This window comes from Streptomyces sp. NPDC096311 (assembly GCF_044763085.1).
Classification (GTDB): domain Bacteria; phylum Actinomycetota; class Actinomycetes; order Streptomycetales; family Streptomycetaceae; genus Streptomyces.
In genome coordinates, this window is the sequence record NZ_JBIWFN010000026.1 from 38,311 (window position 1) to 62,122 (window position 23,812).

General features: G+C 70.8%; 20 protein-coding genes. 8 read left to right on the forward strand and 12 right to left on the reverse strand.

Annotated features, from left to right (window positions below):
- Nucleotides 1-23: 23 nt before the first annotated feature.
- Together ACIRA5_RS44870 and ACIRA5_RS44875 are read right to left on the reverse strand one after the other, a co-directional pair.
- Nucleotides 24-1,685 carry a class I adenylate-forming enzyme family protein gene (locus ACIRA5_RS44870; RefSeq protein ID WP_403701778.1) on the reverse strand — a complete coding sequence of 554 codons (1,662 nt, stop codon included), beginning with the start codon at nucleotides 1,683-1,685 and terminating at the stop codon, nucleotides 24-26.
- The gene (locus tag ACIRA5_RS44875) at nucleotides 1,682-2,446 is read right to left on the reverse strand and encodes an SDR family oxidoreductase (protein ID WP_403701780.1); all 765 of its coding nucleotides are present in this window, start codon (nucleotides 2,444-2,446) and stop codon (nucleotides 1,682-1,684) included. The genes ACIRA5_RS44870 and ACIRA5_RS44875 overlap by 4 nt, the downstream gene beginning before the upstream one ends.
- Nucleotides 2,447-2,674: 228 nt before the next feature.
- Here ACIRA5_RS44875 and ACIRA5_RS44880 point away from each other — a divergent pair, with 228 nt between their 5' ends.
- Together ACIRA5_RS44880 and ACIRA5_RS44885 are read left to right on the forward strand one after the other, a co-directional pair.
- The gene (locus tag ACIRA5_RS44880; protein WP_403701783.1) at nucleotides 2,675-3,931 is read left to right on the forward strand and encodes an exo-beta-N-acetylmuramidase NamZ domain-containing protein; all 1,257 of its coding nucleotides are present in this window, start codon (nucleotides 2,675-2,677) and stop codon (nucleotides 3,929-3,931) included.
- 110 nt (nucleotides 3,932-4,041) lie between these two features.
- Nucleotides 4,042-5,370: a serine-threonine protein kinase gene (locus ACIRA5_RS44885; protein ID WP_403701785.1), complete on the forward strand. Its 1,329-nt coding sequence runs from the start codon at nucleotides 4,042-4,044 to the stop codon at nucleotides 5,368-5,370.
- Between the two features lie 33 nt (nucleotides 5,371-5,403).
- Here ACIRA5_RS44885 and ACIRA5_RS44890 read toward each other — a convergent pair whose 3' ends face one another.
- Nucleotides 5,404-8,196: a penicillin acylase family protein gene (locus ACIRA5_RS44890; protein ID WP_403701788.1), complete on the reverse strand. Its 2,793-nt coding sequence runs from the start codon at nucleotides 8,194-8,196 to the stop codon at nucleotides 5,404-5,406.
- A 358-nt stretch (nucleotides 8,197-8,554) separates the two neighbouring features.
- On the opposite strand from ACIRA5_RS44890, the gene ACIRA5_RS44895 reads away from it, so the two are divergent.
- On the forward strand, nucleotides 8,555-9,157 hold the full coding sequence (locus tag ACIRA5_RS44895) for a hypothetical protein (protein ID WP_403701790.1): 603 nt from the start codon (nucleotides 8,555-8,557) through the stop codon (nucleotides 9,155-9,157).
- A 316-nt stretch (nucleotides 9,158-9,473) separates the two neighbouring features.
- Entirely contained in the window at nucleotides 9,474-10,541 is a 1,068-nt protein-coding gene (locus tag ACIRA5_RS44900; protein WP_403701793.1) for an RNA ligase (ATP), read from the forward strand.
- A 37-nt stretch (nucleotides 10,542-10,578) separates the two neighbouring features.
- Here ACIRA5_RS44900 and soxR read toward each other — a convergent pair whose 3' ends face one another.
- A complete protein-coding gene (soxR, locus tag ACIRA5_RS44905; protein WP_403701796.1) occupies nucleotides 10,579-11,106 on the reverse strand; it encodes a redox-sensitive transcriptional activator SoxR in 528 nt (175 codons plus the stop codon).
- 128 nt (nucleotides 11,107-11,234) lie between these two features.
- Between soxR and ACIRA5_RS44910 the strand changes: the two genes are divergently transcribed.
- Nucleotides 11,235-11,696 (forward strand): MaoC family dehydratase, encoded by a 462-nt coding sequence (locus ACIRA5_RS44910; protein ID WP_352050929.1) that lies wholly within the window; start codon nucleotides 11,235-11,237, stop codon nucleotides 11,694-11,696.
- Nucleotides 11,697-11,721: 25 nt separating this feature from the next.
- Here ACIRA5_RS44910 and ACIRA5_RS44915 read toward each other — a convergent pair whose 3' ends face one another.
- The 3 genes from ACIRA5_RS44915 to ACIRA5_RS44925 all read right to left on the reverse strand — a co-directional run bounded on the left by ACIRA5_RS44915 (nucleotide 11,722) and on the right by ACIRA5_RS44925 (nucleotide 13,861).
- Complete coding sequence (locus tag ACIRA5_RS44915; RefSeq protein ID WP_403701799.1) at nucleotides 11,722-12,348, reverse strand: TetR/AcrR family transcriptional regulator; 627 nt, start codon at nucleotides 12,346-12,348, stop codon at nucleotides 11,722-11,724.
- A gap of 60 nt (nucleotides 12,349-12,408) precedes the next feature.
- Nucleotides 12,409-12,639 (reverse strand): YiaA/YiaB family inner membrane protein, encoded by a 231-nt coding sequence (locus ACIRA5_RS44920; protein WP_067365118.1) that lies wholly within the window; start codon nucleotides 12,637-12,639, stop codon nucleotides 12,409-12,411.
- Between the two features lie 70 nt (nucleotides 12,640-12,709).
- Nucleotides 12,710-13,861: an acyl-CoA dehydrogenase family protein gene (locus tag ACIRA5_RS44925; protein WP_403701802.1), complete on the reverse strand. Its 1,152-nt coding sequence runs from the start codon at nucleotides 13,859-13,861 to the stop codon at nucleotides 12,710-12,712.
- A gap of 84 nt (nucleotides 13,862-13,945) precedes the next feature.
- Between ACIRA5_RS44925 and ACIRA5_RS44930 the strand changes: the two genes are divergently transcribed.
- From ACIRA5_RS44930 to ACIRA5_RS44940, 3 genes are all read left to right on the forward strand, one after another.
- Nucleotides 13,946-14,587 (forward strand): TetR/AcrR family transcriptional regulator, encoded by a 642-nt coding sequence (locus ACIRA5_RS44930; RefSeq protein ID WP_403701804.1) that lies wholly within the window; start codon nucleotides 13,946-13,948, stop codon nucleotides 14,585-14,587.
- A gap of 368 nt (nucleotides 14,588-14,955) precedes the next feature.
- Entirely contained in the window at nucleotides 14,956-15,669 is a 714-nt protein-coding gene (locus tag ACIRA5_RS44935) for an ArsR/SmtB family transcription factor (protein ID WP_403701807.1), read from the forward strand.
- A gap of 74 nt (nucleotides 15,670-15,743) precedes the next feature.
- Nucleotides 15,744-16,712 carry a DMT family transporter gene (locus ACIRA5_RS44940; protein ID WP_403702037.1) on the forward strand — a complete coding sequence of 323 codons (969 nt, stop codon included), beginning with the start codon at nucleotides 15,744-15,746 and terminating at the stop codon, nucleotides 16,710-16,712.
- Here ACIRA5_RS44940 and ACIRA5_RS44945 read toward each other — a convergent pair.
- The 5 genes from ACIRA5_RS44945 to ACIRA5_RS44965 all read right to left on the reverse strand — a co-directional run bounded on the left by ACIRA5_RS44945 (nucleotide 16,709) and on the right by ACIRA5_RS44965 (nucleotide 23,695).
- Nucleotides 16,709-17,791, reverse strand: a complete 1,083-nt coding sequence (locus tag ACIRA5_RS44945) for a Zn-dependent alcohol dehydrogenase (protein WP_403701810.1) — start codon at nucleotides 17,789-17,791, stop codon at nucleotides 16,709-16,711. The genes ACIRA5_RS44940 and ACIRA5_RS44945 overlap by 4 nt on opposite strands.
- A gap of 79 nt (nucleotides 17,792-17,870) precedes the next feature.
- Nucleotides 17,871-19,259 carry an aldehyde dehydrogenase family protein gene (locus ACIRA5_RS44950; RefSeq protein ID WP_403701813.1) on the reverse strand — a complete coding sequence of 463 codons (1,389 nt, stop codon included), beginning with the start codon at nucleotides 19,257-19,259 and terminating at the stop codon, nucleotides 17,871-17,873.
- Between the two features lie 114 nt (nucleotides 19,260-19,373).
- The gene (locus ACIRA5_RS44955; RefSeq protein ID WP_403701816.1) at nucleotides 19,374-20,717 is read right to left on the reverse strand and encodes an ABC transporter ATP-binding protein; all 1,344 of its coding nucleotides are present in this window, start codon (nucleotides 20,715-20,717) and stop codon (nucleotides 19,374-19,376) included.
- 234 nt (nucleotides 20,718-20,951) lie between these two features.
- Entirely contained in the window at nucleotides 20,952-22,181 is a 1,230-nt protein-coding gene (locus tag ACIRA5_RS44960; protein ID WP_403701820.1) for an MFS transporter, read from the reverse strand.
- Nucleotides 22,182-22,273: 92 nt separating this feature from the next.
- Complete coding sequence (locus ACIRA5_RS44965) at nucleotides 22,274-23,695, reverse strand: CitMHS family transporter (RefSeq protein WP_403701823.1); 1,422 nt, start codon at nucleotides 23,693-23,695, stop codon at nucleotides 22,274-22,276.
- Between the last annotated feature and the right edge of the window lie 117 nt (nucleotides 23,696-23,812).

Here is a 23,812-nt window from a genome sequence, read left to right on the forward strand (position 1 = left end):
GAAACGCGTCGTCTACTGATCGTCTACTGAGAGTCCTGGGGACGGGAACGCAGTTCCCGACGGAGGATCTTGCCACTCGCCGTCTTCGGCAGCTCGGGCAGGATCTCCACATGCCGCGGATATTTGTAGGCGGCCAGTCTCTCCTTGCAGTACGCGGCGAGCGCGTCGGGGTCCTCGTCCGCGCCGGGCCGCAGGCTGATGTAGGCCTTCACGGTCTCGCCGCGGTAGCCGTCGGGGATGCCGACGACGGCCGCCTCCCGGACCGAGGGGTGCGTGTAGAGCACGTCCTCGACCTCGCGGGGCCACACCTTGAAGCCGGACGCGTTGATCATGTCCTTCTTGCGGTCGACCACGTAGAGCCAGCCTTCGGGGTCCATGAATCCGATGTCGCCGGTGCGCAGCTCGCCGTCCGGGAAGGTCTCGGCGGTGGCTTCGGGGCGGCGCCAGTAGCCGGGCACGACCTGGGGGCCTCGTACGAGGATCTCGCCCTGTTCGCCGAAGGGCACCTCCTGGCCCTGGTCGTCGACGATGCGTACGACCGTGTCGGGGCCCGGCACACCGACGGCCAGCGTGCCCGAGACCGGGTCGACGGGAGCCTCCCGGCCCGGCGGTACGGAGGCGCAGGGCGCGGTGCACTCGGTGAGTCCGTAGCCGTTGCGGATGTAGGGCCCGAAGCCGGCCCGGAACTTCTCCACCAGAGCCGGCGGCAGTGGCGCGCCGCCCGAGGAGATGTTCACGAAGGAGGCGAAGTGGTCCGGCGTGACCGCCGGATGCGCCGCGAGTGCCATGAAGGCGGTCGACGGGCCGACCGTGTACAGCGGCCTGTGCTCGGCGAACGCGTCGAGGACGACCCCCGCCTCGAAGCGGTAGGCGAGGACGAGCGTGCCCACGCTGTCGAGGCAGGCGGCGAGCTGGCAGACCATCCCCGTGATGTGGAACAGGGGCGCCATCGCGAAGTAGGCGGGCGCCTCCGGCAGCCCGAGGCCCGTCCGCTGCCGCTCGGCGTTGTACATGATGTTGCCGTGCGTGTTGGTGGCCCCCTTGGGGGTGCCGCTCGTCCCCGAGGTGTAGCTGATCAGCGCGATGTCGGAGGGTTCCGCGTCACGCCCCGCGGGGGCCTTGTGGCCCGCCCGGGCGACCGCCACCAGATCGTCGGCGTCCGCGGCCTGCGGCAGCCGCTCGAAGGTCAGCACCCGCGCGTCGCCCCGGGTCTGGAAATCCAACTCGCATGCCGTGAGGACGACGCTCACGGCCGAGTCGGCGGCCGTCTCGCGCAGATACGACTCCCACGCGCGGTCGGAGCACACCAGGGCGCGTACGTCCGCGTCGTGCAGGACGTGGCGCACCTCGCCGGACTTGTACATCGGGTTGACCGGCACGACGGTCGCGCCCGCCTTCCAGGCGCCGAGCAGCGCGAGCACGAAGTGCGGGGAGTTCTGGAGCAGGATCGCGACGCGGTCGCCGCGCTCCAGACCGCGGGCGGCGAGGTGCCCGGCGACGGAGTCGCTCAGCTCGTCCACCTCGCGGTAGCTCAGCCGCCCGTCGAAGTAGGCGAGCGCGGCGCGGTCCGGAGCGTCCGCCACGGCGCCGCGCAGGGCGTGCACCAGGGAGTCGGCCGGGCTCACCGGGCCGCTCTGGGCGTCATTGAGGAGGGCCACCCAGGGCCGGTCGGCGTAGGTGGTCACCGGGTCGCCTCCCACTTCTGCTGGATGTGGTTCATGTTCGTCAGCCAGTGGTCCGGTTCGGCGGCCCGCAGCTGGTAGTACCCGGCGACCTCGGGGTGCGGCAGGATCAGGAAGCGATCCTCCTCGATCCCCGCGAACAGCGCGTCGGCGACGGCCTCGGGCTCGATGGCGGTGGGCTGCAGGACCAGGTCGCCCGCGCTGCCGGTGGCGTCGAGCATGTCGGTGCGCACGCCCTGCGGACAGATCGCGTGCACCTTCACGCCGCGGTGGCGGTACGTCAGCGACAGCCACTCGGCGAAGGCGTACGCGCCGTGCTTGGTGACGCTGTAGGGCGCGGCGCCGATCATGGTGAGCAGTCCGGCGGCGGAGACGGTGGAGACGAACCGGCCGCTGCCGCGCTCCAGCCAGGCCGGGAGCAGCTCCTGGGCCGCCCGGACGTGGGCCATCACGTTGACGTCCCAGGCGAGCGCCCAGACCTTCTCGTCGGCCGACTCACTGCCGGCCGAGGGAAGGCCCGCGTTGGCGCAGTAGACGTCGATGGTGCCCCCGAGGGCGTCCCGGGCCTCGGCCACGATCGCGGACGCGTCGCCGGGAACCGCGATCGCCCCGATCTCCTCGGCCACGGCCTTCGCCTTGGCGGCGTCCAGGTCGTTGACGACGACCCGGGCCCCCTCGGCGGCGAAACGACGGGCCAGCGCGGCTCCGATACCGCCCCCGGCCCCGGTGACGACCACTCCCGCATCCTGCACGGCTTCCACCATCGGTCTCCTTCGACACGACGCGACGCAACACGGCTCAGCTGCGACCCCAGACTAACCAGTCGGTATGTAGTGAGGGAAGGGGCGCCCTCATGGGGGCGCGGGGCCGTGCCGTCTATGCGGCTCCGCCGCGTGGGCGCGACCAGCCGCATACGGCCCGCCGCTTACGAACTCTCCGCGGGAGCGCCTAACGTGCCGGTGCCAGCCTTCCGCGATCACGGAGGTCCCCCCATGCGCCCTTCCCGCCGAGCCCTCCTCACAGCCACCGCCACGGCCACCGCCGCCTTCGCGGCGACCCCCACCACCCCCACCACCCCCACCAGGACGACATCCCATACGGACCCCCTCCGTACCGGCTTCGAGCAGCTCCAGGCGTCCGGCTACGCCGCCCTCCACGGCCGGCGTGTCGGCATCGTCACGAACCCCACCGGTGTCACCAGAGACGTTCGCCACATCGTCGACGTGATGCACGCCGACCCCCGCGTCGAGCTGACCGCCGTCTTCGGCCCGGAACACGGCTTCCGCGGCACCGCGCAGGCCGGCGGCTCCGAGGGCCGCTACGACGACCCGGCGACCGGACTCCCGGTCTACGACACGTACCTCAAGAGCGGCAAGCCTCTCGCCGACGTCTTCACCGCCTCCGGCGTGGACACCGTCGTCTTCGACATCCAGGACGTGGGCGCGCGTTTCTACACGTACATCTGGACGCTGTACGACTGCATGGAGGCGGCCCGGCTCGCGGGCAAGCGCTTTGTGGTGCTGGACCGGCCGAACCCGGTGACCGGACGGACCGCCCAGGGCCCGGTGCTGCACAAGGAGTTCGCGACGTTCGTCGGGCGGCAGCCCATCGCGCAGGCGCACGGGATGACGGTGGCGGAGCTCGCGCGGCTGTTCAACGGGGAGTTCCTGGCGGCGCCGGTGGAGCTGACCACCGTACTGATGTCGGGCTGGAAGCGGTCGGACTTCTATGACGCCTCCGGCCTGCCCTGGGTGCCTCCGAGCCCGAACATGCCGACGGCCGACACCGCCCTGGTGTACTCCGGAACGTGCCTCTTCGAGGGGACGAACCTGTCGGAGGGGCGCGGCACGACCCGTCCGTTCGAGCTGCTGGGCGCGGAGGGCATCGACGGCCGATGGGCTCTGGAGGCGAACCGGCTCAAGGTCCCGGGCGTGCGCTTCAGGGAGGCGTACTTCGCTCCGACCTTCTCCAAGTTCCAGGGAAAGACGATCGGCGGCGTGCAGATCCATGTGCACGACCGGGCCGCGTACGACCCCGTCCGCACCGGAATCGCCCTCCTGGTGACCGCCAAGAAGGTCTGGAGCGGCTTCGCCTGGCGCTCGGACAACTGGATCGACAAGCTGACCGGCTCCGCCAGGGTGCGCACGATGATCGACGCGGGGGCGACGACCGACGAGGTCGTGGCCGCCTGGCAGGACGAGCTGAAGGCCTTCCAAAAGATCCGGAAGGAATATCTTCTCTACGGATGAGCGGAAAGAACTTCTTTTCCGCGGTTGAGTCGTGACGTATGGCCAATCCTCGCCCCCGGTAGGACGATGCGCCCACATCGCACCGCCTTCGGGGGACGAGGGGGCTTGCCATGGCGGATCCGGCAGTCAGTGTTTCTCCCTACTGGGAGCTGACCTTCGACGCGGACGGGGACGTGGACGGCCGGGAAAGGGACCGGCTGCTCGCGGAGGTGCCCCGGCGCGCAGTGCGTGACCTGATCGTCTTCGCGCACGGCTGGAACAACGACCGCTCCGGCGCGACGCGCCTCTACAGCCAGTTCTTCGCGCCCGTGCCGGGTCTCGCGCCGCACGCGCGTGTGGGCTACGTCGGTGTGGTGTGGCCCTCGATGCGGTTCTCGGACGAGCCGATCCCCGACTTTCCCCGGTCGGTAGCCGCCGACGTCCCCGCCGACGTGCCCGCCGCCGCCCGCACCGCGCTCGACAAGGACACCCGGCACGCGCTCCTGGAGGTGTTCCCCGGCCGGGCGACGGTCGTCGAGCAGATCGCGCGCCTGCTGGACCAACAGCCGGACGAGGGAGCCTCATTGGAGGAGTTCGGGCGTCTGGTGCGGCTGCTGGTGGAGGTACCACCCCAGGGACCGCAGGCCGCCTTCGCCGCGGACACGCTGGCGGAGGGCGGCCCGCAGGGCGACCCGGCGATGCTCTTCGGGCACACGGCCACCGTGTGCGGCGAGTTCGCCGAGGCGCTGGCCGGGATGACGGCCCCCGGCGAGACCTTCTCCCTGCCGCGGCCCTGGGACGGGGCGCGTGAACTGCTGCGCCAGGCGACCTACTACGCCATGAAGCGGCGCGCCGGCACGGTGGGTGAGCGTGGGCTCGGGAGCGCGCTCGGGCGGCTCGCGACCGCCGCGCCCGGGGTGCGGGTGCATCTGGTCGGACACAGCTTCGGCGGACGGCTGGTCTCCTTCGCGCTGCGCGGACTGCCCGAGGGCGTGCGCACGGTGAAGTCCGTGACGCTGCTCCAAGGGGCGTTCTCGCACTATGCGTTCGCCGCGTCGCTGCCCGGCGACCCGGGGGCGAGCGGCGCGCTGCACGGTCAGCAGAGCCGCGTCGACGGCCCTGTGGTGTGCTGCTACTCCCACTTCGACATGGCGCTCGGCACGATCTATCCGCTGGCCTCCAGGATGGCGGACGACGACCGTTCGGTGCTGGGCGTCGACCCCGGGCACCTCCTGGGCGCCCGCTGGGGCGCGATGGGACACGACGGGGTGCAGGCGGTGGAGGGCACGAAGACGTTCACGCTCGCCGACGCGCTGCGCGCGCAGCTGCCGGTGTCGGGGTGCGTGAACGTCGACGCGTGCGCGGTGGTGAACCGCGGCGGGCCCCCGAGCGGGGCCCACAGCGACATCTGCCACCGGGAGCTGGCCCAGCTGGTGCTGGCGGCGGGCCGTGTGCGATGACCCGCCGCCGGGAGTCCGCGACGCGCTCCGGGGTCACCGGTGCGACGTGTACTCCACCACCTGCTGGTAGGTCGGCCGGTTCTGCCAGGTGATCTTGCCGTGCTTGATACCGCCGAGCGTCCGCTGGACGATCGAGTCGGCACACCACTGGTCGCCCGCCGAGCACTGGTCGTCGCCCGGGTAGACCTGGGCGGCGGTCAGGCCGGCCGCCGTCTTGAGTGTGCTGATCAGGGCGTCCCGGCAGGCGCTGAGGGTACCGCCGCCGCAGTACTTCTGCGACAGTCCGCCCTGCACCGACTCACCGAGGACCGCCCGGATGTCCTTGTCGACATAGCTCCACCAGCCGTACTGGAAGGAGCTTCCGGCGTGCGCGCCGGTCGGGCCGTGCGCGGCCGACGGGGACTCGTCGATGGGCAGGTTGTTGGAGAAGGCCGTGTACAGGTCGGTGCCGAGACCGGGTTCGAACTCGGCCTTCACCAGCAGCGGCCACCAGGAGTCCAGGATGCGGATCGCGTCGGCGTTGGCGTAGGCCTTCGAACCGGCCGAGGTCTCCTTGCGCTTGGCGCCGGCCGTCACCCAGTCGGACAGCTTGGTCACCGCCGCCGCGGCCGTGGTGTCCGTGACCGTCGAACTGTTGATGACCTTCAGCAGCTTCGGCAGCACGTCCTCGGCCCGCAGATCGGCCAGCGCGGCGTCGGCCATCGCCTTGGTGAGCGAGGACCTGGTCACCCCGCCCGCGGCGACCAGCTTCTTCACCCGGTCCTCCAGGAGGTTCCCGCGGTGCACGGAACCGTCACCCCAGGGGGCCGTGGTGTAGTCCTTGGCCTGCTTGTTGTTCCAGGAGATGTAGTAGTCCTGGTCGATGGAGTTGGGGTGCGCGGACGGCGGGGTGTACGAGGCGGTGTTCGTGGTCGGGTCCCAGTTCCGCCACTCGTACGCGGCCTGCGCCCAGACCGGGAACTCGGCGTCGACGCCGTCCGCCCGCACCGGGTTGTCACCGCTGTTGTAGTACGCGGTGTGCGAGGAGTCGGCGTAGAACCAGTTGAAGGTGTAGTTGATGTGCTGCACCGCGCCCTGGAACGTCTGCGGGCTCTTCACGTAGTCCGGATCGTTGAGCATCTGGAAGCCGATGATCGAGTCGGCCTCGTGCATGTAGGAGGAGCGCAGGGTCGTGTACGCGACCTTCTTGCCACCGACCGTCGCGCGGTACTCCACGGGACCGTACTTGGTCCTGTAGACCTGCATGCGGTACGAGCCCGCCGCGGTGCCGTCGGCCGTGGTGGGCTTCCAGGAGTTGGTCCGCTCGACCTTGTCCATGGCGGTGCAGGTGCCGTGGTACAGGTAGTGGTAGTCGTCCTGGCACAGCTCGACGGCGTACGTGTCGATGATGTCCTGGCCGGAGGTCGTCGCGCTCCAGGAGTAGTCCTGGCCGCGCCCGAGTTCGACGTACATGCTCAGGCCCGCGAAGGAGGCGCCGCGCGCGCTGAGGCCCGGCCCCTGGATCTCCTGGAGCATGAGGAGCTGTGGCGCGAAGTAGCCGGTCTGCGGCCCGAAGACGGCGATGGGGTGGCCGCTGGCGGTGTACTTGCCGCTCACCACGAGGGCGTTGGACATTCCGCGCTTCGCGGAGGTGAGGGTGGTGGCGGCCGCCGTCGCCGAGGCGCCGGTGGCGGTGGCGGTGGCCGCGCTGCCGGTGCGGTCGTAGACCAGGGGCTCCTGGGTCACCGAGCCGGCGTCGGGCAGGGCCTCGCCCTGCGCGGTGTCGGGCTTCGAGGCGTACGGGAAGCTCTCGCCGTTGTGGACGGTGAGCACCGCCTCGGGGTCGTTGCGCTCGCGGAAGGACTCCCAGACCTTGGTGCCCTCGGTCACGCCGTACTTGGACTGGGCGGCCAGCAGCGAGAGGGCGTTGTTGACCTCGCCGCCGCCTCCGGAGCCGAAGAGCGAGCCGATGACGGAGGCCAGCGCGACCAGGTCGGTGATCTTGAAGTGGTCGATGGTGCCGGCGTTGGTGATGGAGTCCTTGTGGCCGGTCAGGACGTACTCACCGGGGAAGTAGCGGCCGCTGTCGGAGGCGTCGATATAGGCGTTGATGCCGTCGATGTAGGCGTTGGCATCGGCGAGGGCCTGCTGGCCGCGGGCGCCGTTGTTCGCGATGGCGTTGTCGATCTGAGTCTGCAGATCGGCCTCGGTGTAGGGCGCGTTGCGCCAGAACTCCTGCTCCAGACCCTGGTTGGAGGAGGCCCCGCCGGCGAAGGAGGTCAGCTGGCCGCGGCCGACGTGCCGGAAGACGTCCATCAGCCACAGCCGGTCCTGGGCGGCGGCGTACCCGGCGCCGTACTCGGTGCCGTAGCGGGTGGTGCCGGTGATGTGCGGCACACCGGTCTTCTTGTCGCGGACGATCGTCACGTCGGTGCGTCCGCCGGGCGCGGTGGTGGAGGCGACCTGGTCGGAGGCGACCCCGAAGGACGCGTCGTTGAAGAAGTCGTTGATCTTGGCGTCGGTGAGCGTGGCGGCACCCGAGGCCAGGTTGCTGTACGGGCCGAGCTGGTCCTCGGCATGGTCGGGCTGGACGCCGAAGGCCTGGTTGAGCAGGATCTGGGCGAGGGTGGCGTTGCCGTTCTGACCGGGCGGAAGGATGTCGGAACACTGGCCGCCGCAGTAGTCGTTGGCGGCGAGCGCGGTCGTGGTGTCGGCGGCCGCCGCCTGGGTCAGCGGGGACAGCAGGGCGGCTATGAGAGCACAGATGGATGCCGCCCCCAGGAACTTGGGGAATCTGCGGGGAGTTCTCTGTCTGTCGAGTGCGGTGCGTGGGGTGCGCCGTGGCATGGCTGCTCCTACCGACGGGGGTGGGCCGGACGTTACCGCCGGTATCCCCGAGTTGGAAGATGAACATGCGTCAACTTTTCAACGATCACTGAGCAGTTCGGACGTCACGAGCCGTTTAGAGATCGACGGGCCATGCGGATCCGGCGGCACCCCGCTCATCCCGGCCCACTGGCTTTTCAACAGGTCGCTGACAGCGAGGGGAGGTAGGCCGGAGGGAGTTCGGCCGGTGACTTATGGCGCTCATCGGAAATTGGATGGAGCCGAATCGCGTGTCGATACGTCTACTCGGCGACGTCCCTGGGACGGCAACGCCGAAGTGACCGAAGTACAGGTGCAGGTGTGACGGAGGTGCAGGGCGATGGCGGGTTTTCGGAGTCTGGCGAGACAGGTGCGAGATCCGAGGAATGATCTGGCACTGCGACGCTATTCACTGCGCAAGTGCCTGGAGAGGTTCGCCCCTTACGGGCATCGGGCAACCTGGGACCATCTCTGCTCCCGGGCCGGGTTCGGCCCCGAGGACCGGTCTCCCGATCCAGCGCGGCTCGTGGCCGCACTGGACGAGTTGGAAGAGGCCCGCTCCGTCTGGCTCGCCTACGAGGTCGAGTTCGCCGAGCGCCGCAAGAAGGAGAAGCACGACGGGCTGCGCCGGCCGGGCAGCGTGGACGACTGGCATCGGCTGACCTGGGGCGGATTCGGCGTCGCGTGGTGCGACGATCCGCGGATCCACCCCCATGAATCACTGGCCGAGGTGCTTCGCCGGCTGATCGCCGCGCTGGAGCGCGAGCCGGGCACGGTCTGCCCGGTCTGCACCGGTGAGCGCCTCACCTGGAAGTACGACCTGGCCCACGAACCGTCGTCGGGTCCCGTCTGCACGGATTGCGGAATCGTCGTACCGCGGCCCGTCCTCACGCCCGAGGCACTGGTGGAGGCCAGGCGCGGGCGGTTGCTCGTCTCCGCGTGAGCGCTCCGCTGGGTTGAACGGGGGGCAGGGGTCGGCGGTCGGCGGTCGGCGGTCGGCGGTCGGGGTGATGCTCGGGGTCGGCCGGGTCACGGGGACTGCGGTGAGTCGTCGGCTGCGGGATTGTCCGTGGCTGGGCGCGCAGTTCCCCGCGCCCCTTCGGGGCGCCGACCTCGGCGGGGGCGCAACCGAAGACACCTGGTGGGCCGACGCTAGCAGGCGCAAATCCGCTCGCTCCACCGCTTTCTCCTCGGGACAGTTGGGCTCGATGAATCCCCGATGAGGTACCCGTGCTGCCCGCGGATCCCGAGGAGTCCCGATGTCGACGCTGCGCGTCACCGCCGAAGTGCTGACCGTCCACGAGCATCCGAACGCCGACGCGCTCGAACTGGCCCAGGTGGGCCTGTACCGAGCCGTCGTCGCCAAGGGCGCGTACCGCACCGGCGAGAGTGCCGTCTACATCCCCGAGCAGTCCGTGCTCCCCACCACGCTCATCGAGGAGCTGGGCCTGACCGGACGCCTCGCGGGCCCCGGCTCGGACCGCGTCAGGGCCGTGCGCCTGCGCGGTGAGCTGTCGCAGGGCATCGTCTGCCGCCCGAAGGCGCTGGCCGACGTCGACCTGGCACGGGCCGCCGCGGACGGCACCGACTTCGCCGAGGCGCTCGGCATCGTCAAGTGGGTGCCGCCGATCCCGCCCACCATGAACGGCGACGTCGAGTCCGCGCCCGATCTGCTGCCCTGGGTCGACATCGAGAACATCCAGCGGTACCCGGACATCTTCGCGCCGGGCGAGAACGTCGTCCTGACGGAGAAGCTGCACGGCTCGGCCTGCCTGCTGACCCACCTCGCCGACCAGGACCGCGTGTACGTCTCCTCCAAGGGCTTCGGCGCCAAGTCCCTCGCCCTCAAGGAGGATTCCCGCAATCTGTACTGGCGTGCCGTCCACGCCCACGGCGTCGCGGCGGCCGCGGCCCGGCTCGCCGAACGGCTCGGCGCCCGCCGGGTCGGCATCTTCGGCGAGGTGTACGGGGCGGGCGTGCAGGACCTGTCGTACGGCGCCGACGGCCGCCGCGAGTCCCTCGGCTACGCCGTGTTCGACGTGTCCGCGGAGATCGCCGGCGAGGTCCGCTGGCTGGACGCTGCCGTGCTCCTCGACGGCGAACTGCCGCTGGTGCCACGGCTGTACGAGGGCCCGTACGACATCGACCGCGTCCTGGAGGTCGCCTCGGGCCGGGAGACCGTGTCCGGGCGCGCCCTGCATCTGCGGGAGGGCGTCGTGATACGCCCTGCCGTCGAGCGCTACAGCCCGGTGACCGGCGACCGGGCCATCGCGAAGGCGGTCAGCCCGGCGTATCTGACGCGCAAGGGCGGCACGGAGTACGAGTGACGGTGTGCGCGGTCGCGGAGCGGGCCGGGGAGTGCCCTCAGCAGCACTCTTCGGCCGCGCCCTGCGACTCCTGCGCCCCCTGTGACCGCTGCGGCTCCGGCCGCGCGGTGACGCGCTCCACCATGAGCCGGGAGCCCGCCTGACGCTCACCGAAGACGTCGTCCGGGTTGGACAGCACACAGTTCTCCAGGGACAGACAACCGCACCCGATGCAGTCGGTCAGGTGATCCCGGAGTCGGCTCAACTGCTTGATCCGCTCGTCGAGTTCAGAACGCCAGGCCTCCGACAACCGGGCCCAGTCCTCGCGCGTCGGGGTGCGCTCCTCGGGGAGTTCGGCGAGCGCCTCGCGGATGGTGGCGAGGGGGATGCCGACGCGCTGGGCGGCCCGGACGAAGGCGACACGACGCAGGGCGTCACGGTGGTAGCGGCGCTGATTGCCGGTGGTGCGACGGCTGCTGATCAGGCCCTTGGACTCGTAGAAGTGCAGGGCGGAGACGGCGGCGCCACTGCGGGCCGACAGCTGGCCGACGGTCAGCTCGTGGATCTTCTCAGGGATCTGGGGCACCCCTCCAACCCTACCTACTTCGTCATCCGCCCTACCGCCTTCGTCACACGTCCGGTCCGTTGACATGCGCCCCGCACCCGACCATGCTAAGCAGTTGCTTAGACATGGAGACGTGGGAGGTCGGGAAGATGGCAGAGCCGAGGACGTTCGCGACGGTCGACGAACTGCGGGCCGCGGTGGGCGAACAGCTGGGGTACAGCGACTGGGTCGAGATCGAGCAGAAGCGGATCGACCTCTTCGCGGAGGCGACCGGCGACCACCAGTGGATCCACGTCGACCCCGAGAAGGCCGCGAGCGGCCCCTTCGGCACGACGATCGCGCACGGCTACCTCACCCTGTCGCTGCTCCCGCTCTTCGGCCCGCAGCTGATCAAGGTCGAAGGCGTGAAGATGGGCGTCAACTACGGGACGAACAAGGTCCGTTTCCCCGCCCCCGTACCGGTCGGCTCACGACTGCGCGCCACGGCGAAGATCACCGGCGTCGAGGACGTACCCGGCGGTGTCCAGGTGTCCGTGGCCTTCACCGTGGAGCGCGAGGGCGGCGACAAGCCGGTGTGCGTCGCCGAGTCGGTGTCGCGCTACTACGTCTGAGCACCCCGCACACACCCCGGGGCCGCTACTCCTTGGCCCCGACCATGCGCAGCACGAGGTCGGCGTAGAGCGCGCCGACCTCGTCGGGCGTACGGGGTCCGTCGACGTTGAACCAGCGGGCCACGTCGATACAGAGGGAGAGCACGGCGAGCGTGGTGCCCGGCACGTCCGGCACGTCGAAGTCGCCCGCCGCCACGCCGTCCGCGATGATGCCGCGCACGGCCGCGTCGGTCTGCCGTCGCAGCGCGACGATCTCCGCCCGCGCCTCGGGCCCGAGAGCTTCCAGTTCGTACTGCACGACCCGCGCGGTGGTGTGCTGCCCGGCGTGCCACCGTACGAAGGACCGCACGGCGTCGGTGAGCCGCTCGGCGGCGCTGCCGCCGCCCTGCGCCGCGCCGCGCACGATGTCGAGCGCCTTGTCGTGCCCGATCCGGCTGATGCGGTGAAGCAGCTCTTCCTTGGTCTTGTAGTGGATGTAGAGCGCCGCGGGACTCATGCCCGCGCGGCCCGCGATGTCCCGGGTCGTCGTCGCGTGGTATCCGCGCTCGGCGAAGGCCTCCACGGCGGCGACGAGCAGCCGCCGGGCCGCGTCCGGGGTGACCTCGGCCCACGGCTGCATCTCGCCGCCGGCCGTCTCCTCCGCCGTACTCATCGCTGGTTCGCCCCTCTCGCTGACAGGAGGTACACCATACCGCCGAAGCTGAGCGGGCGCTTAGCGTGCCCGCTCAGCGCCCGCGTCCTGACGGTCCCGGATCACCTTGGCCAGCGTGAAGGACGACGTCACCAGGTAGAGGACGGCGATGGCGAGAAAGGCTCGCACCCAGGCGTCGGCGTGCAGCTTGTAGATACCGACGGCGGTCGCCACCATGGCGACGGAGAAGGAGGCCACGGCCTGCCCGTAGAAGGCCGCCGTGTTCTGATGCTTGACGGGTGTCTCACTCATGGGGACAAGGGTCGGCGGACGCGACCGACGCCGCATCCGCCCCCGTACTCAAGTCCGCGTGCCGGCGTACTCAGAAGGCGGAAACTCCTGTCAGCGCCCGCCCGATGACCAGCTTCTGTATCTGGCTGGTGCCTTCGTAGAGGGTCATCACGCGGGCGTCGCGCAGCAGCTTGCCCGCCGGGTACTCGTCGATGTAGCCGTAGCCGCCGAAGACCTGGAGCGCGTTGTTCGCGGCGCGCACGGCGGCCTCGGAGGCGAAGAGCTTGGCCTTCGACGACTCCGTGGCGAAGGGCAGTCCGCGGTCGACGAGATCGGCGACCCGCCAGGTCAGCAGCCGTGCCGCGTCCACGTCGACGGCGATGTCGCTGATCAGTTCCTGGACGAGCTGGTGGTGCGCGATGGTCTTCCCGAACTGCTCCCGCTCGGTCGCGTACCGCACGGCGACGTCCAGGGCCGCCTGGGCGATGCCGACACACCCGGCGGCGACCGACATCCGCCCCTTGGCCAGGGCGGACATGGCCACGGAGAACCCCTTGCCCTCGGGCGCCAGCATGGCGCTCGCGGGTACGCGTACGTCGTCCAGGACAAGTTCGGCGGTGGCCTGGCCGCGCAGGCCGAGCTTGCCGTGGAGGGTGCGGCGGGTCAGGCCGGGGGTGTCGGTCGGCACGAGGAAGGCGGAGACGCCCTTGTGGCCGGGTGCGTCGGTGGAGCGGGCGAAGAGCAGGACGACATCGGCCCAGGTCCCGTTGGTAATGAACATCTTGGTGCCGTTGATGACGTAGTCGTCGCCGTCGCGTACGGCCTTCGTCGTCAGGTTGCCCGCGTCCGAGCCGGTGCCGGGCTCGGTGAGGCCGAAGCACCCCACGTAGGCGCCGGAGGTCAGCCCCGGCAGCCACTGCCGCTTCTGCTCCTCGCTCCCCCATGACGCAATCGTCTTGGCCACGAGACCGAGCGAGACGGAGACGATGCCGCGTACGGAGGAGTCACCGCGGCCCAGTTCCTCCGTCACGAGGCAGTACGCGAGGTGGTCGCCGCCGCTGCCGCCGTACTCCTCGTCGACGGTGAGCCCGAGGAAGCCGACCTCGCCGAGCTTCTTCACGAGCGAGCGGTCGACCTCCTCCGCCCGGTCCCACTCGACGACATGGGGGGCGATCTCGCGGTCCACGAAGTCCTTGGCGAGTTGCCGGACGGCGGTCTGCTCCTCGCTGAGCTCCAGGTTCATGACGGTCACCCCACTTGAAAGCCGTACATTCGAAAAGCTAAATTAGCACTGCTAGTTTAAGCCCGCAGCCCTACTATGTGCGCCATGGCCCGACCGCGCAAGCCCCTCCTGAGCACCGACCGGATCGTCGACACGGCACGGGCCCTGGTGGACGCGGAGGGTCTGGCCGCCGTCTCCACACGGCGGCTCGCCGCCGAACTGGGTGTGAGCGGGCCCTCCCTCTACAACCACTTCCGCACCAAGGACCAGATCCTGGAAGCGGTCGCGGACTCCGTGAGCGCGCAGGTCGACCTGTCGATGTTCGAGGACGGGCGGGACTGGCGTACCGCCCTGCACGACTGGGCCGTGTCCTACCGGGCGGCGCTGCGCGACCACCCGAACATCGTCCCGGTCCTCGCCCGCGGTCCCGGGCGCCGACCCGCCGGGCTGCGCCTCGCGGACGCCGTCTTCGGCGCGATGGTCGACGCCGGCTGGCCACCGGCCCAGGCCACGTCGATCGGCGCTCTGATGCGCTACTTCATCATGGGCTCCGCCCTCGGGTCCTTCGCCGGGGGCTTCGTCGACGACGAGAGCGCGTACGATCCCGCCGACTATCCCCACCTCGGCCAGGCCCACCTGCTCGCCGACCAGCAGGAGAAGGTGGACGAGCGGGCCTTCGAGGTGGGACTCGGAGCGTTGCTGGACGGGCTGACGGAGCAGTTCGGGAGGGCGACGGGCGAGGACTGACGGCGCCGGGGCGACAGGCCCCCGGGCGGGTTCGCCGGCTGCGGGTGCGTGGGGGCTGGTCGCGCAGTTCCCCGCGCCCCTCAAAGCCTCCAGCGCGTCCGGCGTGCGAGGACGAGGCCCGTGGGGCCGAAGCGATGGGGCGCCGGGGCGCAGACCGCGCCCCAGGGGCGCGGGGAACCACGCGACCAGCCCTCACCGGCCGGCAGCCGACCGAATCGGCGGAGGATGCGGGGATGCGGGGCGAAGCCCCCGCTTCAGGGACGCGGGGAACCGCGCGCCGAGCCCCCACCCACCCGCAGCCCGAGATCCCCCTCGGCCCGGCGACCGTTCGGCTGGGGCCGAAATGTCGAGGGCGGATGATGAAAGGCATGACGAGGTCGACGCATCCGGTCGCACCGGGACTCGCCGCACTGGCGGCGATGTTCGCGGACGAGACCCGCGCCACCTTCCTGCTCACCCTGCTCGACGGCCGCGCCTGGACCGCGGGGGAACTGGCCAGGCACGCCCACGTCGCCCCCTCGACGGCCAGCGAACACCTGGGCAAGCTCGTCGCCGGCGGCCTGCTCACCGAGGAACGACAGGGCCGACACCGCTACGTACGGCTCGCGGACCCCCACGTCGCCCAACTCGTCGAGGACCTCGCCTCCCAGATCGCACCCGACACCACCCGACGCCCCCGCACCCTGCGGGAAGCCGGCACGGGCTGCGCGATGGCCCGCGCCCGCACGTGCTATGACCACCTCGCGGGCCGCCTCGGCATCACCCTCACCGACGCCCTCACCCACCGCGGCCTGCTCCGCCAGGACACCGGGTTCGCGCTCACGGACGCGGGCCTGCGATGGTTCGACGAGGCAGGCATCGACCTGAACCGCACCGGCCGCCGCCCCCTCACCCGCGGCTGCCTCGACTGGACCGAACGCCGCCCCCACCTCGCGGGTACCGCCGGCGCGGCCCTGTGCCGGCACGCCCTGGACGCCCGCTGGTGCGTACGTATCGGCTCGGAGCGCGCGGTCAGGGTCACGCCCGACGGCGAGCGGGCCTTCGCGGAACTCCTGGGCATCGAGGCGACGGCACTGCGCTGACCGGCCATGTCCCACCGCGGTGTCCGAAAGCCGCGAGCACCCTGCCCCGTACCCCACCTAGCCTCGGGACCATGATGAACGCCACCTCCCCCGCTTCCGCCCGCCGCGCGGACCTGCTCGCGGCGGGCGCCGCGACCGTCACCATCGTGCTGTGGGCCTCCGCCTTCGTGTCGATCCGCAGCGCCGGCGCGGCGTACGCGCCGGGCGCGCTGGCACTCGGGCGGCTGCTGGCGGGATCCGTCGCGCTGGGCGCCCTGTGTCTCGTACGCGGCGAGGGGTGGCCGCCGCGCGCCGCCTGGCGCGGGATCGCGATATCCGGCCTGCTCTGGTTCGGCTTCTACATGGTGGTGCTCAACTGGGGTGAGCAGCAGGTGGACGCCGGCACGGCGGCGCTGGTCGTGAACATCGGCCCGATCCTCATCGCGCTCCTCGGCTCCCGGCTCCTCGGCGACGCGATGCCGCCGCGGCTGCTCGCGGGCATGGCGGTGTCGTTCGCGGGGGCGGTCGCGGTGGGGCTGTCGATGTCCGGCGGGGGCGGGTCCTCGGTGCTGGGAGTGGTCCTGTGTCTGCTCGCCGCCGTCGGCTACGCGTCGGGGGTCGTCGCGCAGAAGCCGGCGCTCGGGCGGGCGAGCGCCCTCCAGGTGACCACGTTCGGATGTCTGGTCGGGACGGTGGCGTGCCTGCCGTTCGCGGGGCAACTCGTCCACGACGTGGCGAACGCGCCCGCCACCGCCACCCTCAACGTGCTCTACCTGGGCGTCTTCCCGACCGCGCTGGCGTTCACGACCTGGGCGTACGCGCTGGCCCGGACCACCGCGAGCCGGATGGGCGCGACGACCTACGCGGTGCCCGCGCTCGTCGTCGCGATGTCCTGGCTGTTCCTCGACGAGGTACCGGCGCTGCTCACGCTCGCGGGCGGCGCACTGTGCCTGGCAGGCGTCGCGGTGTCCCGCTCCCGCCCCCGGTCCACAGCTTTCCGGGACCCGGAGAACCCCGCGACCAGCCCCCACACGCCCGCCGACAGCCAAGCCACCCGAGGCTAGAACACCACCAGCGCTCGTCCGCCCTTCCCCGCCACCATGTTCTCGAACGCCCCCGCGATCCCGTCCAGCCCGATCCGCTCGGTCACCAGCATCCCCAGATCCAGACGCCCCGCGCGCACATGCTCCGCCAGCACCGGCAGGTCCCGCGCAGGGTCGGAGTTGCCGTACACGCAGCCGGAGAGCGTACGGCCCCAGTGGAAGATCTCCAACGCGTTGAAGGTGACCTGCTGGTCCTTGCCACCGATGCCGACGACCGTCGTACGCCCGCCGCGGCGGGTGGAGTCCCAGGCCGCGCGAATGGTCACGGCACGGCCCACACACTCGACGGCGGCGTCGACACCCTGCTTGCCGGTGAGGGAGCGGATCTCGCGGGCGGTGGTGTCGGAGGCGACGACGTAGTGCGTGGCACCGGCCTCGCGTGCCAGTGACTCCTTCTCGGGAGAGATGTCCACCGCGATGACCTGCGACGCGCCCGCGATCCGCGCCGCCTGGAGCGCCGCGAGCCCGACCCCGCCCACCCCGAACACGGCGACGGACTCACCGGCACGCACCCGCGCCGAGTGGTGGACGGCGCCGTACCCGGTGAGGACGGCGCAGCCGAGGAGGGCGGCGTCGGTGAGGGGGACGCCGTCCGGGACGGGCAGGACGCAGCCGGCGGCCACGACGGTCTCCTCGGCGAACGCGGCGACGTTCAGGCCGGGATGGAGGTCGCTCCCGTCGGAGGCGCGCCGCGCGTACACGTCGCCCGCGCCGGTCAGTGCGTTGGCGCACAGCCACACCTCCCCCAGCGAGCAGGCGTGGCAGCTTCCGCAGGAGGGCGCCCAGTTGAGGACGACTCCGTCGCCGGGCGCAACACCTGTCACGCCCTCCCCGACGGAGACGACGGTTCCGGCACCCTCGTGCCCGAGGACGGCGGGGACGGGCACCCGCATGGTGCCGTCGGACAGCGAGAGGTCGGAGTGACAGACCCCGGCGGCGGCCAGCCGGACACGGACCTGACCGGGACCGGGCGCCGGGAGATCGATCTCAACGATCTCCAGGGGGGCGCCCACGGCGGGAAGTACGGCAGCGCGAACCACGTAAAAGCTCCTCGGCCCAGAACTCTGGAACTGACGGGAATGGAGTGGAACGGAACGGAGTGGAGTGGAGTGGAACGGGCTAGAACTGGAGGGACTTCGTCTGGAGGTACTCGGACAGGCCGTGCGCGCCCAGTTCCCGTCCGACCCCCGACTGCTTGTAACCGCCGAACGGGGCACTGGGGTTGAACCGGCCGCCGTTGATGTCGACCTGCCCGGTGTCGAGCCGTCGCGCGAAGGCGACCGCCTCGGCCTCGTCACCCGCCCACACCGCCCCCGCGAGCCCGTACACCGTCCCGTTGGCGATCCGGACGGCGTCCTCCTCGTCCTCGTACGGGATCACCGAAAGCACCGGGCCGAAGATCTCCTCCTGCGCGATCGTCATCTCCGGCGTGACGTCCGCGAAGACGGTCGGCTGGACGAAATACCCCTGCTCGCGCGGGGATTCGGGGCCGCCCGCGACGAGCCGGGCGCCCTCGGCGACGCCCTTGTCGATGTAACCGCGAACCCGTGCCTGCTGCTTGGCGTTGACGACCGGGCCGATGCGCTCCGCGTACTTCGCCGCGGCGGTCACGGCGAGTGCGACCGCCTCCTCGTACTGGGCGGCGTGCACGAGCATGCGGGTCCAGGCGCTGCACGTCTGGCCGGAGTTGGACATCACGTTGGCGACGCCGACGTTGACGGCCTTGGCGAGGTCGGCGCTCGGCAGGATGACGTTGGCGGACTTGCCGCCGAGTTCGAGGGCGACCCGCTTGATGGCCGCACCGGCCGTCGCTCCGATCCGCCGTCCCACCGCCGTGGAGCCCGTGAAGGAGACCAGGTCCACGTCCGGGTGTTCGGCGAGGGCCTGGCCCGCGACCGGGCCGAGGCCGGTGACGAGGTTGAAGACGCCGGCCGGGACGCCCGCCTCCTCGACCGCCTCGGCGAACAGCTGGGCGGTGAGCGGGGTGTCCTCGGCGGGCTTCAGGACGACCGTGCAGCCCGCCGCGAGCGCGGGGGCGACCTTGGCGACGATCTGGTGCAGCGGGTAGTTCCAGGGCGTGATCGCGCCGACCACACCGATCGGTTCCTGGTAGACGGTCGAGTTGCCGACCTTCTCCTCGAAGGCAAAGGTGGCCGCCAGTTCGGCGTAGGAGCCCGCGACCATGATCGGTACGGCCGCGTGGACCGCCTGCGAGAAGGACATCGGGGAGCCGAGCTCCGCCGTGACCGTCTCGGCGATCTCGTCCTTGCGTGCGGTGAGGACGTCACGCAGGGCGGCGAGCCGCGCGGCCCGCTCGGCGGGCGGGGTCGCGGCCCAGGCGGGGAAGGCGACGCGGGCGGCCCGTACTGCCCTGTCGACGTCCTCGGCCGTGCCCGCCGGAACCCGGCCGAGAACCTGTTCGTCCACCGGGTTCACGACCTCGATCGTCTCCGTCCCGGCGGCGGGGCGCCAGGCACCGTCGATGTACATGCCGTCATGTGCCTTCATCGTGTTCCTCCCGGGCGGGGGCGTGCCGTCCGCCTCGCGGCGTCGTCCGACCCACAAACTAGCGGTGTTAGTTTTCAGGCGCCAGACGTCTTCCCGCGACTCACCCTGCTCACCTCACTCGTCCAGGTCCGGCAGCCGCGCCGGAGCGGGGCAGATGCGTTCGCCGTGCCGGTCGAAGACGAACAGATGGGCGAGGTCGACGAGGAGGGGCACCTGCATGCCGTGACGGAGGTCGAAGTCGGGGGTGGTGCGGACCACCAGGTCGCCGGGGAGCCGGCCCTCCGGCGGTGTCTCGTCGTCGCGCGCGGGACCCACGTCGGCGGGGTCGTCGAGGTCGACCACCGGGCCGGCCCGCAGACCGGCGCGGCGGTCCCGGAGACGGTCGAGGAGCGAGCCCTCGCGACGGCGGCGCCTGACCGGGCGGACCGGGCGCGGTGCCTCCAGATCCGGGACGAACGCGGGCCGCGAGCCGGTGTTGAAGTGGACGAGCACCTCGTGCCCCTGGAACTCCACATGCTCGACGAGACCGCTGATCGCCACCTCGCCGGGCCGGGCCTCCGACGGCTCGGCCAGGCGGACGGCCTCGGAACGCAGCCCGACGATGACCTCGCGGCCCTGCTGCACCCGCAGCAACCGCTGATCCACCGACCAGGGCTCGCGCAGCGGCAGATACTGCTTGCCGAGGCTGATCGTCATGGCCCCGTCGAGCGGGGCCCGGACCAGGCCGCGCAGCAGATTGATGCGCGGGGTGCCGATGAAGGCGGCGACGAAGACGTTCGCGGGCAGCGCGTAGACCGTACGGGGTGTGCCCACTTGCTGGAGGACGCCGCCCCGCAGGATGGCGACCCGGTCGCCGAGCGACAGCGCCTCGGCCTGGTCGTGGGTGACGTACACCGTGGTGACACCCAACTGCCTGGTGAGCGAGGCGATCTCGGCGCGCAGGTGGTTGCGGAGCTTGGCGTCGAGGTTGGAGAGCGGTTCGTCCATCAGGAAGGCGGAAGGGTGGCGGGCGATCGCTCGGCCCATCGCGACGCGCTGGCGCTCGCCGCCCGACAGCTGGTGAGGGAACCGTTCGAGGAGGTCCTCGATGCCGAGCATCCGGGCGGTGGCGTCGACACGCGGACGCGGGTCCTCGCCGGGGGCCTCGATGCGCAACGGGAAGCCGATGTTGTCGCGGCCCGTCATGCTCGGGTAGAGGGCGAAGTTCTGGAAGACCATCGCCATGTCCCGCTCGGACGGCGGCAGATCGCCCGCGTCCTCACCGTCGAGACGTACCTCGCCCTCAGTGGCGTTCTCCAGGCCGGCGATCATCCTGAGCACGGTCGACTTGCCGCAGCCGGAGGGACCGAGCAGGACGAGGAACTCGCCCGGCCGGATGTCCAGCGACAGCCGCTCCACCACGCGGACCCCGCGCGTATACGACTTGCTGACCTGGTGCAGGGAGATGGCGCGTGTCATGAAGGGTGCCCCCGGGGGCTCAAGGGCGCTGTCGCTCCGCGGTCGAGACGCCCCGAGCGGGCCGCAAGGGACGTATGAGTCACGGAAGTTAACGGACCGCGACCACTCGGGGGAAGACACCCGGCGGGATCCGGCGTGTCGGTTCCCGCCCCTGTTCGGGCGCGGCGGAAACGGACGATCGTCTACCGGCCCGACAGACACTTCGCGGCACCCTCGTCGGGCCGGCCGGGAAGGTCAGATGTCGCTCTTGCGACGCAGGGGCACTGCGGCCCGTACCGGCTCGGCACGGCCTGCGGGCGCCTTCCTCGGCGAGCGCAGCGCCACCCCCGAGGACAGCACCAGCAGCGCGCCCAGCATCACGAACGGCGCGGCCACACCGGCGACCCCGGCGACCAGCCCCGCCGCGGCCGGGGCGGCCACCTGCCCCAGACGGTTGCCGGTGAGCCGCAGGGCCAGAGCCGTGGAGCGGGCCTCGACCGGGGCGGCCTGCACGACCGTCGTCATGGACAGCGGCTGGCCGACACCCAGACAGAAGCCGAGGACCAGCAACATCGCGGCCAGCACCCACACCGGCACGGGCAGCGCGAGACCCGCGCACAGCACACCCGCCACCAGACAGGTCACGGTGAGCAGCGCCGCCCGGCCCAGCAGTCGCAGCATCGGCGTCATGACCAGTCGGCAGGCGATGGTCGCCGCCGCACGCAGACTGAGCAGCAGACCGATCACGGACGGCGCGATGCCCCGGTGCTCGCCGACCACGGGCAGATACGCGGTCAGGATGTCCGTCGCGGACAGCACGGAGAGGCTGATGAGGATTCCGGCGGGTACGCCCCGGGCACGCAGAATGCGGTGCACGGGCACACGGTCGCCCTGAGCCGTACGGGACTCGGCGGGCGTACGGTGCTCGATGCGCCAGAGCGAGGTGAACGACACCGCGGCGAGCGCACCCGCCACGAGCAGGGCCTGCGCGCTGCTGCCCGCCCTGTCCGGGCCTCCGATCAGAAGGCCCGCGACGATCGGCCCGACCAGTTGGCCCAAGGAGGCGCCGATGGTGAAATGGCCGAAGTTGCGGTCCTGTTCGTGCGGCGCGGACTGCCGGGCCACGATCGACTGGGCTCCGATGACGAAGCAGAGGTGCCCCAGGCCCATCACCCCGCTCCAGGCAGCCATCGCCCCCAGCGAGTCCGCCGTACCGCTGAGCGCACAACCGCCCGCGATGAGGATGACCCCGACGGGCAGCAGCGGCGCACAACGTCCGTAGTCGGTACGGCGGCCCAGCGGTACGGCGGCGAAGAGGGGCAGCAGGGCGTACACACCGGCGATCACACCGATGGCGCGTTCGTCGGCGCCCAGGGCAAGGGCCCGGTAGGAGACGGCGGGCCGGGCCATCGACACCGCCCCCTGCGCGAAGCCGAAGGCGATGACGAGGCGCAGCAGCCAGCCGCGGTTCCGACCGGGCCCCACGGGGACACCCCTCCATCCGATGACGGATTACAGATGACGGATTGCAGAGAACAGTTGCCGGATGACAGGAACTGTCAGTCGTCACCCGCCCGTCAGATGATGCCGAACAGGATCCCCGCCCCCAACACCACCAGCGAAGTCAGCGCCGCCCACTTCACCACGAACCTCGTGTGGTCTCCGAATTCGACCTTCGCCATGCCGACAAGGACGTATACGGCGGGCACCAGCGGGCTGGACATGTGCAGCGGCTGGCCGACGAGCGAGGCGCGGGCGATCTCCAGGGACGAGACTCCGTGTGCCTGGCCCGCTTCGGCGAGGACCGGGAGGACACCGAAGTAGAAGCCGTCGTTCGACATGAAGTAGGTGAGCGGGATGCTGAGGACACCGGTGACGAGGGCCATGTGCGGGCCCATCCCGTCGGGGATGTTGGAGACCAGCCACTTGGACATGTGGTCGACCATGCCGGTGCCCTGGAGGACGCCGGTGAAGACGGCGGCGGCGAAGACCATGCCGGAGACGTTGAGGACGTTCTCGGCGTGGGCGCCGAGACGGGCCCTCTGGTCGGGCATGTGGGGGAAGTTGACGGTGAGCGCGAGTGCGGCGCCGAGCAGGAAGAGGACCGGGATCGGCAGCCACTCCATGATCATGGCGGTGAGCAGCGTGACCGTGAGGAGCGCGTTGAACCAGTAGAGCTTGGGACGCAGGGTGGCGCGGTGGGGGTCGAGACCCTGGAAGTCGTCGTCCTCTTCGGGCAGATCGGCGCCGGTCCCGGTGCCGGAGCCCGAACCACCCGTGCGCGCCGCCTTCTTCGTGAGGGCGGCGCCGTCGCCGGAGGCGCCCGCACCCGTGCCGACGAGCACCGTCTCGGTCTCCGGCTCCAGGACCTCCTCCAGCGTCAGCCCGCCGAGCCGCTTGCGCTCGCGGCGTCCGAGGACGTACGCGAGGGCGAAGACGCCGAGCAGGCCGACGGCGAGGGCCGGGATCATCGGGACGAAGATGTCGCTGGCGTCGAGCTTCAGCGCGGTCGCGGCGCGGGCCGTAGGGCCGCCCCAGGGGAGCGTGTTCATGACGCCGTTGGCCATGGCGGCGACGCCGGTCATCACGACCAGGCTCATCTTGAGGCGCTTGTACAGCGGGTACATCGCCGAGACCGTGATCATGAAGGTGGTCGAGCCGTCGCCGTCGAGGGAGACGATCGCGGCGAGGACCGCCGTGCCGACCACGATTCGCAGCGGGTCGGCCTTGCAGAACTTGAGGATCCCCCGGACGATCGGGTCGAAGAGACCGACGTCGATCATCACACCGAAGTAGACGATCGCGAACATCAGCATCGCCGCCGTGGGGGCGAGGCTGGTGACGCCGTCGATGACGTAGTCACCGAGCTTGGCGCCCTTTCCGACGAAGACACAGAAGAGTGCCGGGATCAGCACGAGCGCCGCGATCGGCGACATCTTCTTCAGCATGATCAGGACCAGGAAGGTCGCGATCATGGTGAAGCCGAGGATGGTCAGCATGAGTTGGATTACCTAACGTTCGCCCTTGAACTCCCACCAGGGACGGCGGTCCGATGACGTTAGGTCGCGCAAGATTGCGTTAACAAGATGTTGACACGCGAGCAATAAGCGCAAAAC

Bases quoted from the DNA above. Each gene is read 5' to 3' on its own strand.
- ACIRA5_RS44875 (WP_403701780.1), bottom strand. From the start codon at position 2,446: ATGGTGGAAGCCGTGCAGGATGCGGGAGTGGTCGTCACCGGGGCCGGG.
- ACIRA5_RS44880 (WP_403701783.1), top strand. From the start codon at position 2,675: ATGCGCCCTTCCCGCCGAGCCCTCCTCACAGCCACCGCCACGGCCACC.
- ACIRA5_RS44885 (WP_403701785.1), top strand. From the start codon at position 4,042: ATGGCGGATCCGGCAGTCAGTGTTTCTCCCTACTGGGAGCTGACCTTC.
- ACIRA5_RS44890 (WP_403701788.1), bottom strand. From the start codon at position 8,196: ATGCCACGGCGCACCCCACGCACCGCACTCGACAGACAGAGAACTCCC.
- ACIRA5_RS44895 (WP_403701790.1), top strand. From the start codon at position 8,555: ATGGCGGGTTTTCGGAGTCTGGCGAGACAGGTGCGAGATCCGAGGAAT.
- ACIRA5_RS44900 (WP_403701793.1), top strand. From the start codon at position 9,474: ATGTCGACGCTGCGCGTCACCGCCGAAGTGCTGACCGTCCACGAGCAT.
- ACIRA5_RS44910 (WP_352050929.1), top strand. From the start codon at position 11,235: ATGGCAGAGCCGAGGACGTTCGCGACGGTCGACGAACTGCGGGCCGCG.
- ACIRA5_RS44915 (WP_403701799.1), bottom strand. From the start codon at position 12,348: ATGAGTACGGCGGAGGAGACGGCCGGCGGCGAGATGCAGCCGTGGGCC.
- ACIRA5_RS44920 (WP_067365118.1), bottom strand. From the start codon at position 12,639: ATGAGTGAGACACCCGTCAAGCATCAGAACACGGCGGCCTTCTACGGG.
- ACIRA5_RS44925 (WP_403701802.1), bottom strand. From the start codon at position 13,861: ATGAACCTGGAGCTCAGCGAGGAGCAGACCGCCGTCCGGCAACTCGCC.
- ACIRA5_RS44930 (WP_403701804.1), top strand. From the start codon at position 13,946: ATGGCCCGACCGCGCAAGCCCCTCCTGAGCACCGACCGGATCGTCGAC.
- ACIRA5_RS44935 (WP_403701807.1), top strand. From the start codon at position 14,956: ATGACGAGGTCGACGCATCCGGTCGCACCGGGACTCGCCGCACTGGCG.
- ACIRA5_RS44940 (WP_403702037.1), top strand. From the start codon at position 15,744: ATGAACGCCACCTCCCCCGCTTCCGCCCGCCGCGCGGACCTGCTCGCG.
- ACIRA5_RS44950 (WP_403701813.1), bottom strand. From the start codon at position 19,259: ATGAAGGCACATGACGGCATGTACATCGACGGTGCCTGGCGCCCCGCC.
- ACIRA5_RS44955 (WP_403701816.1), bottom strand. From the start codon at position 20,717: ATGACACGCGCCATCTCCCTGCACCAGGTCAGCAAGTCGTATACGCGC.
- ACIRA5_RS44965 (WP_403701823.1), bottom strand. From the start codon at position 23,695: ATGCTGACCATCCTCGGCTTCACCATGATCGCGACCTTCCTGGTCCTG.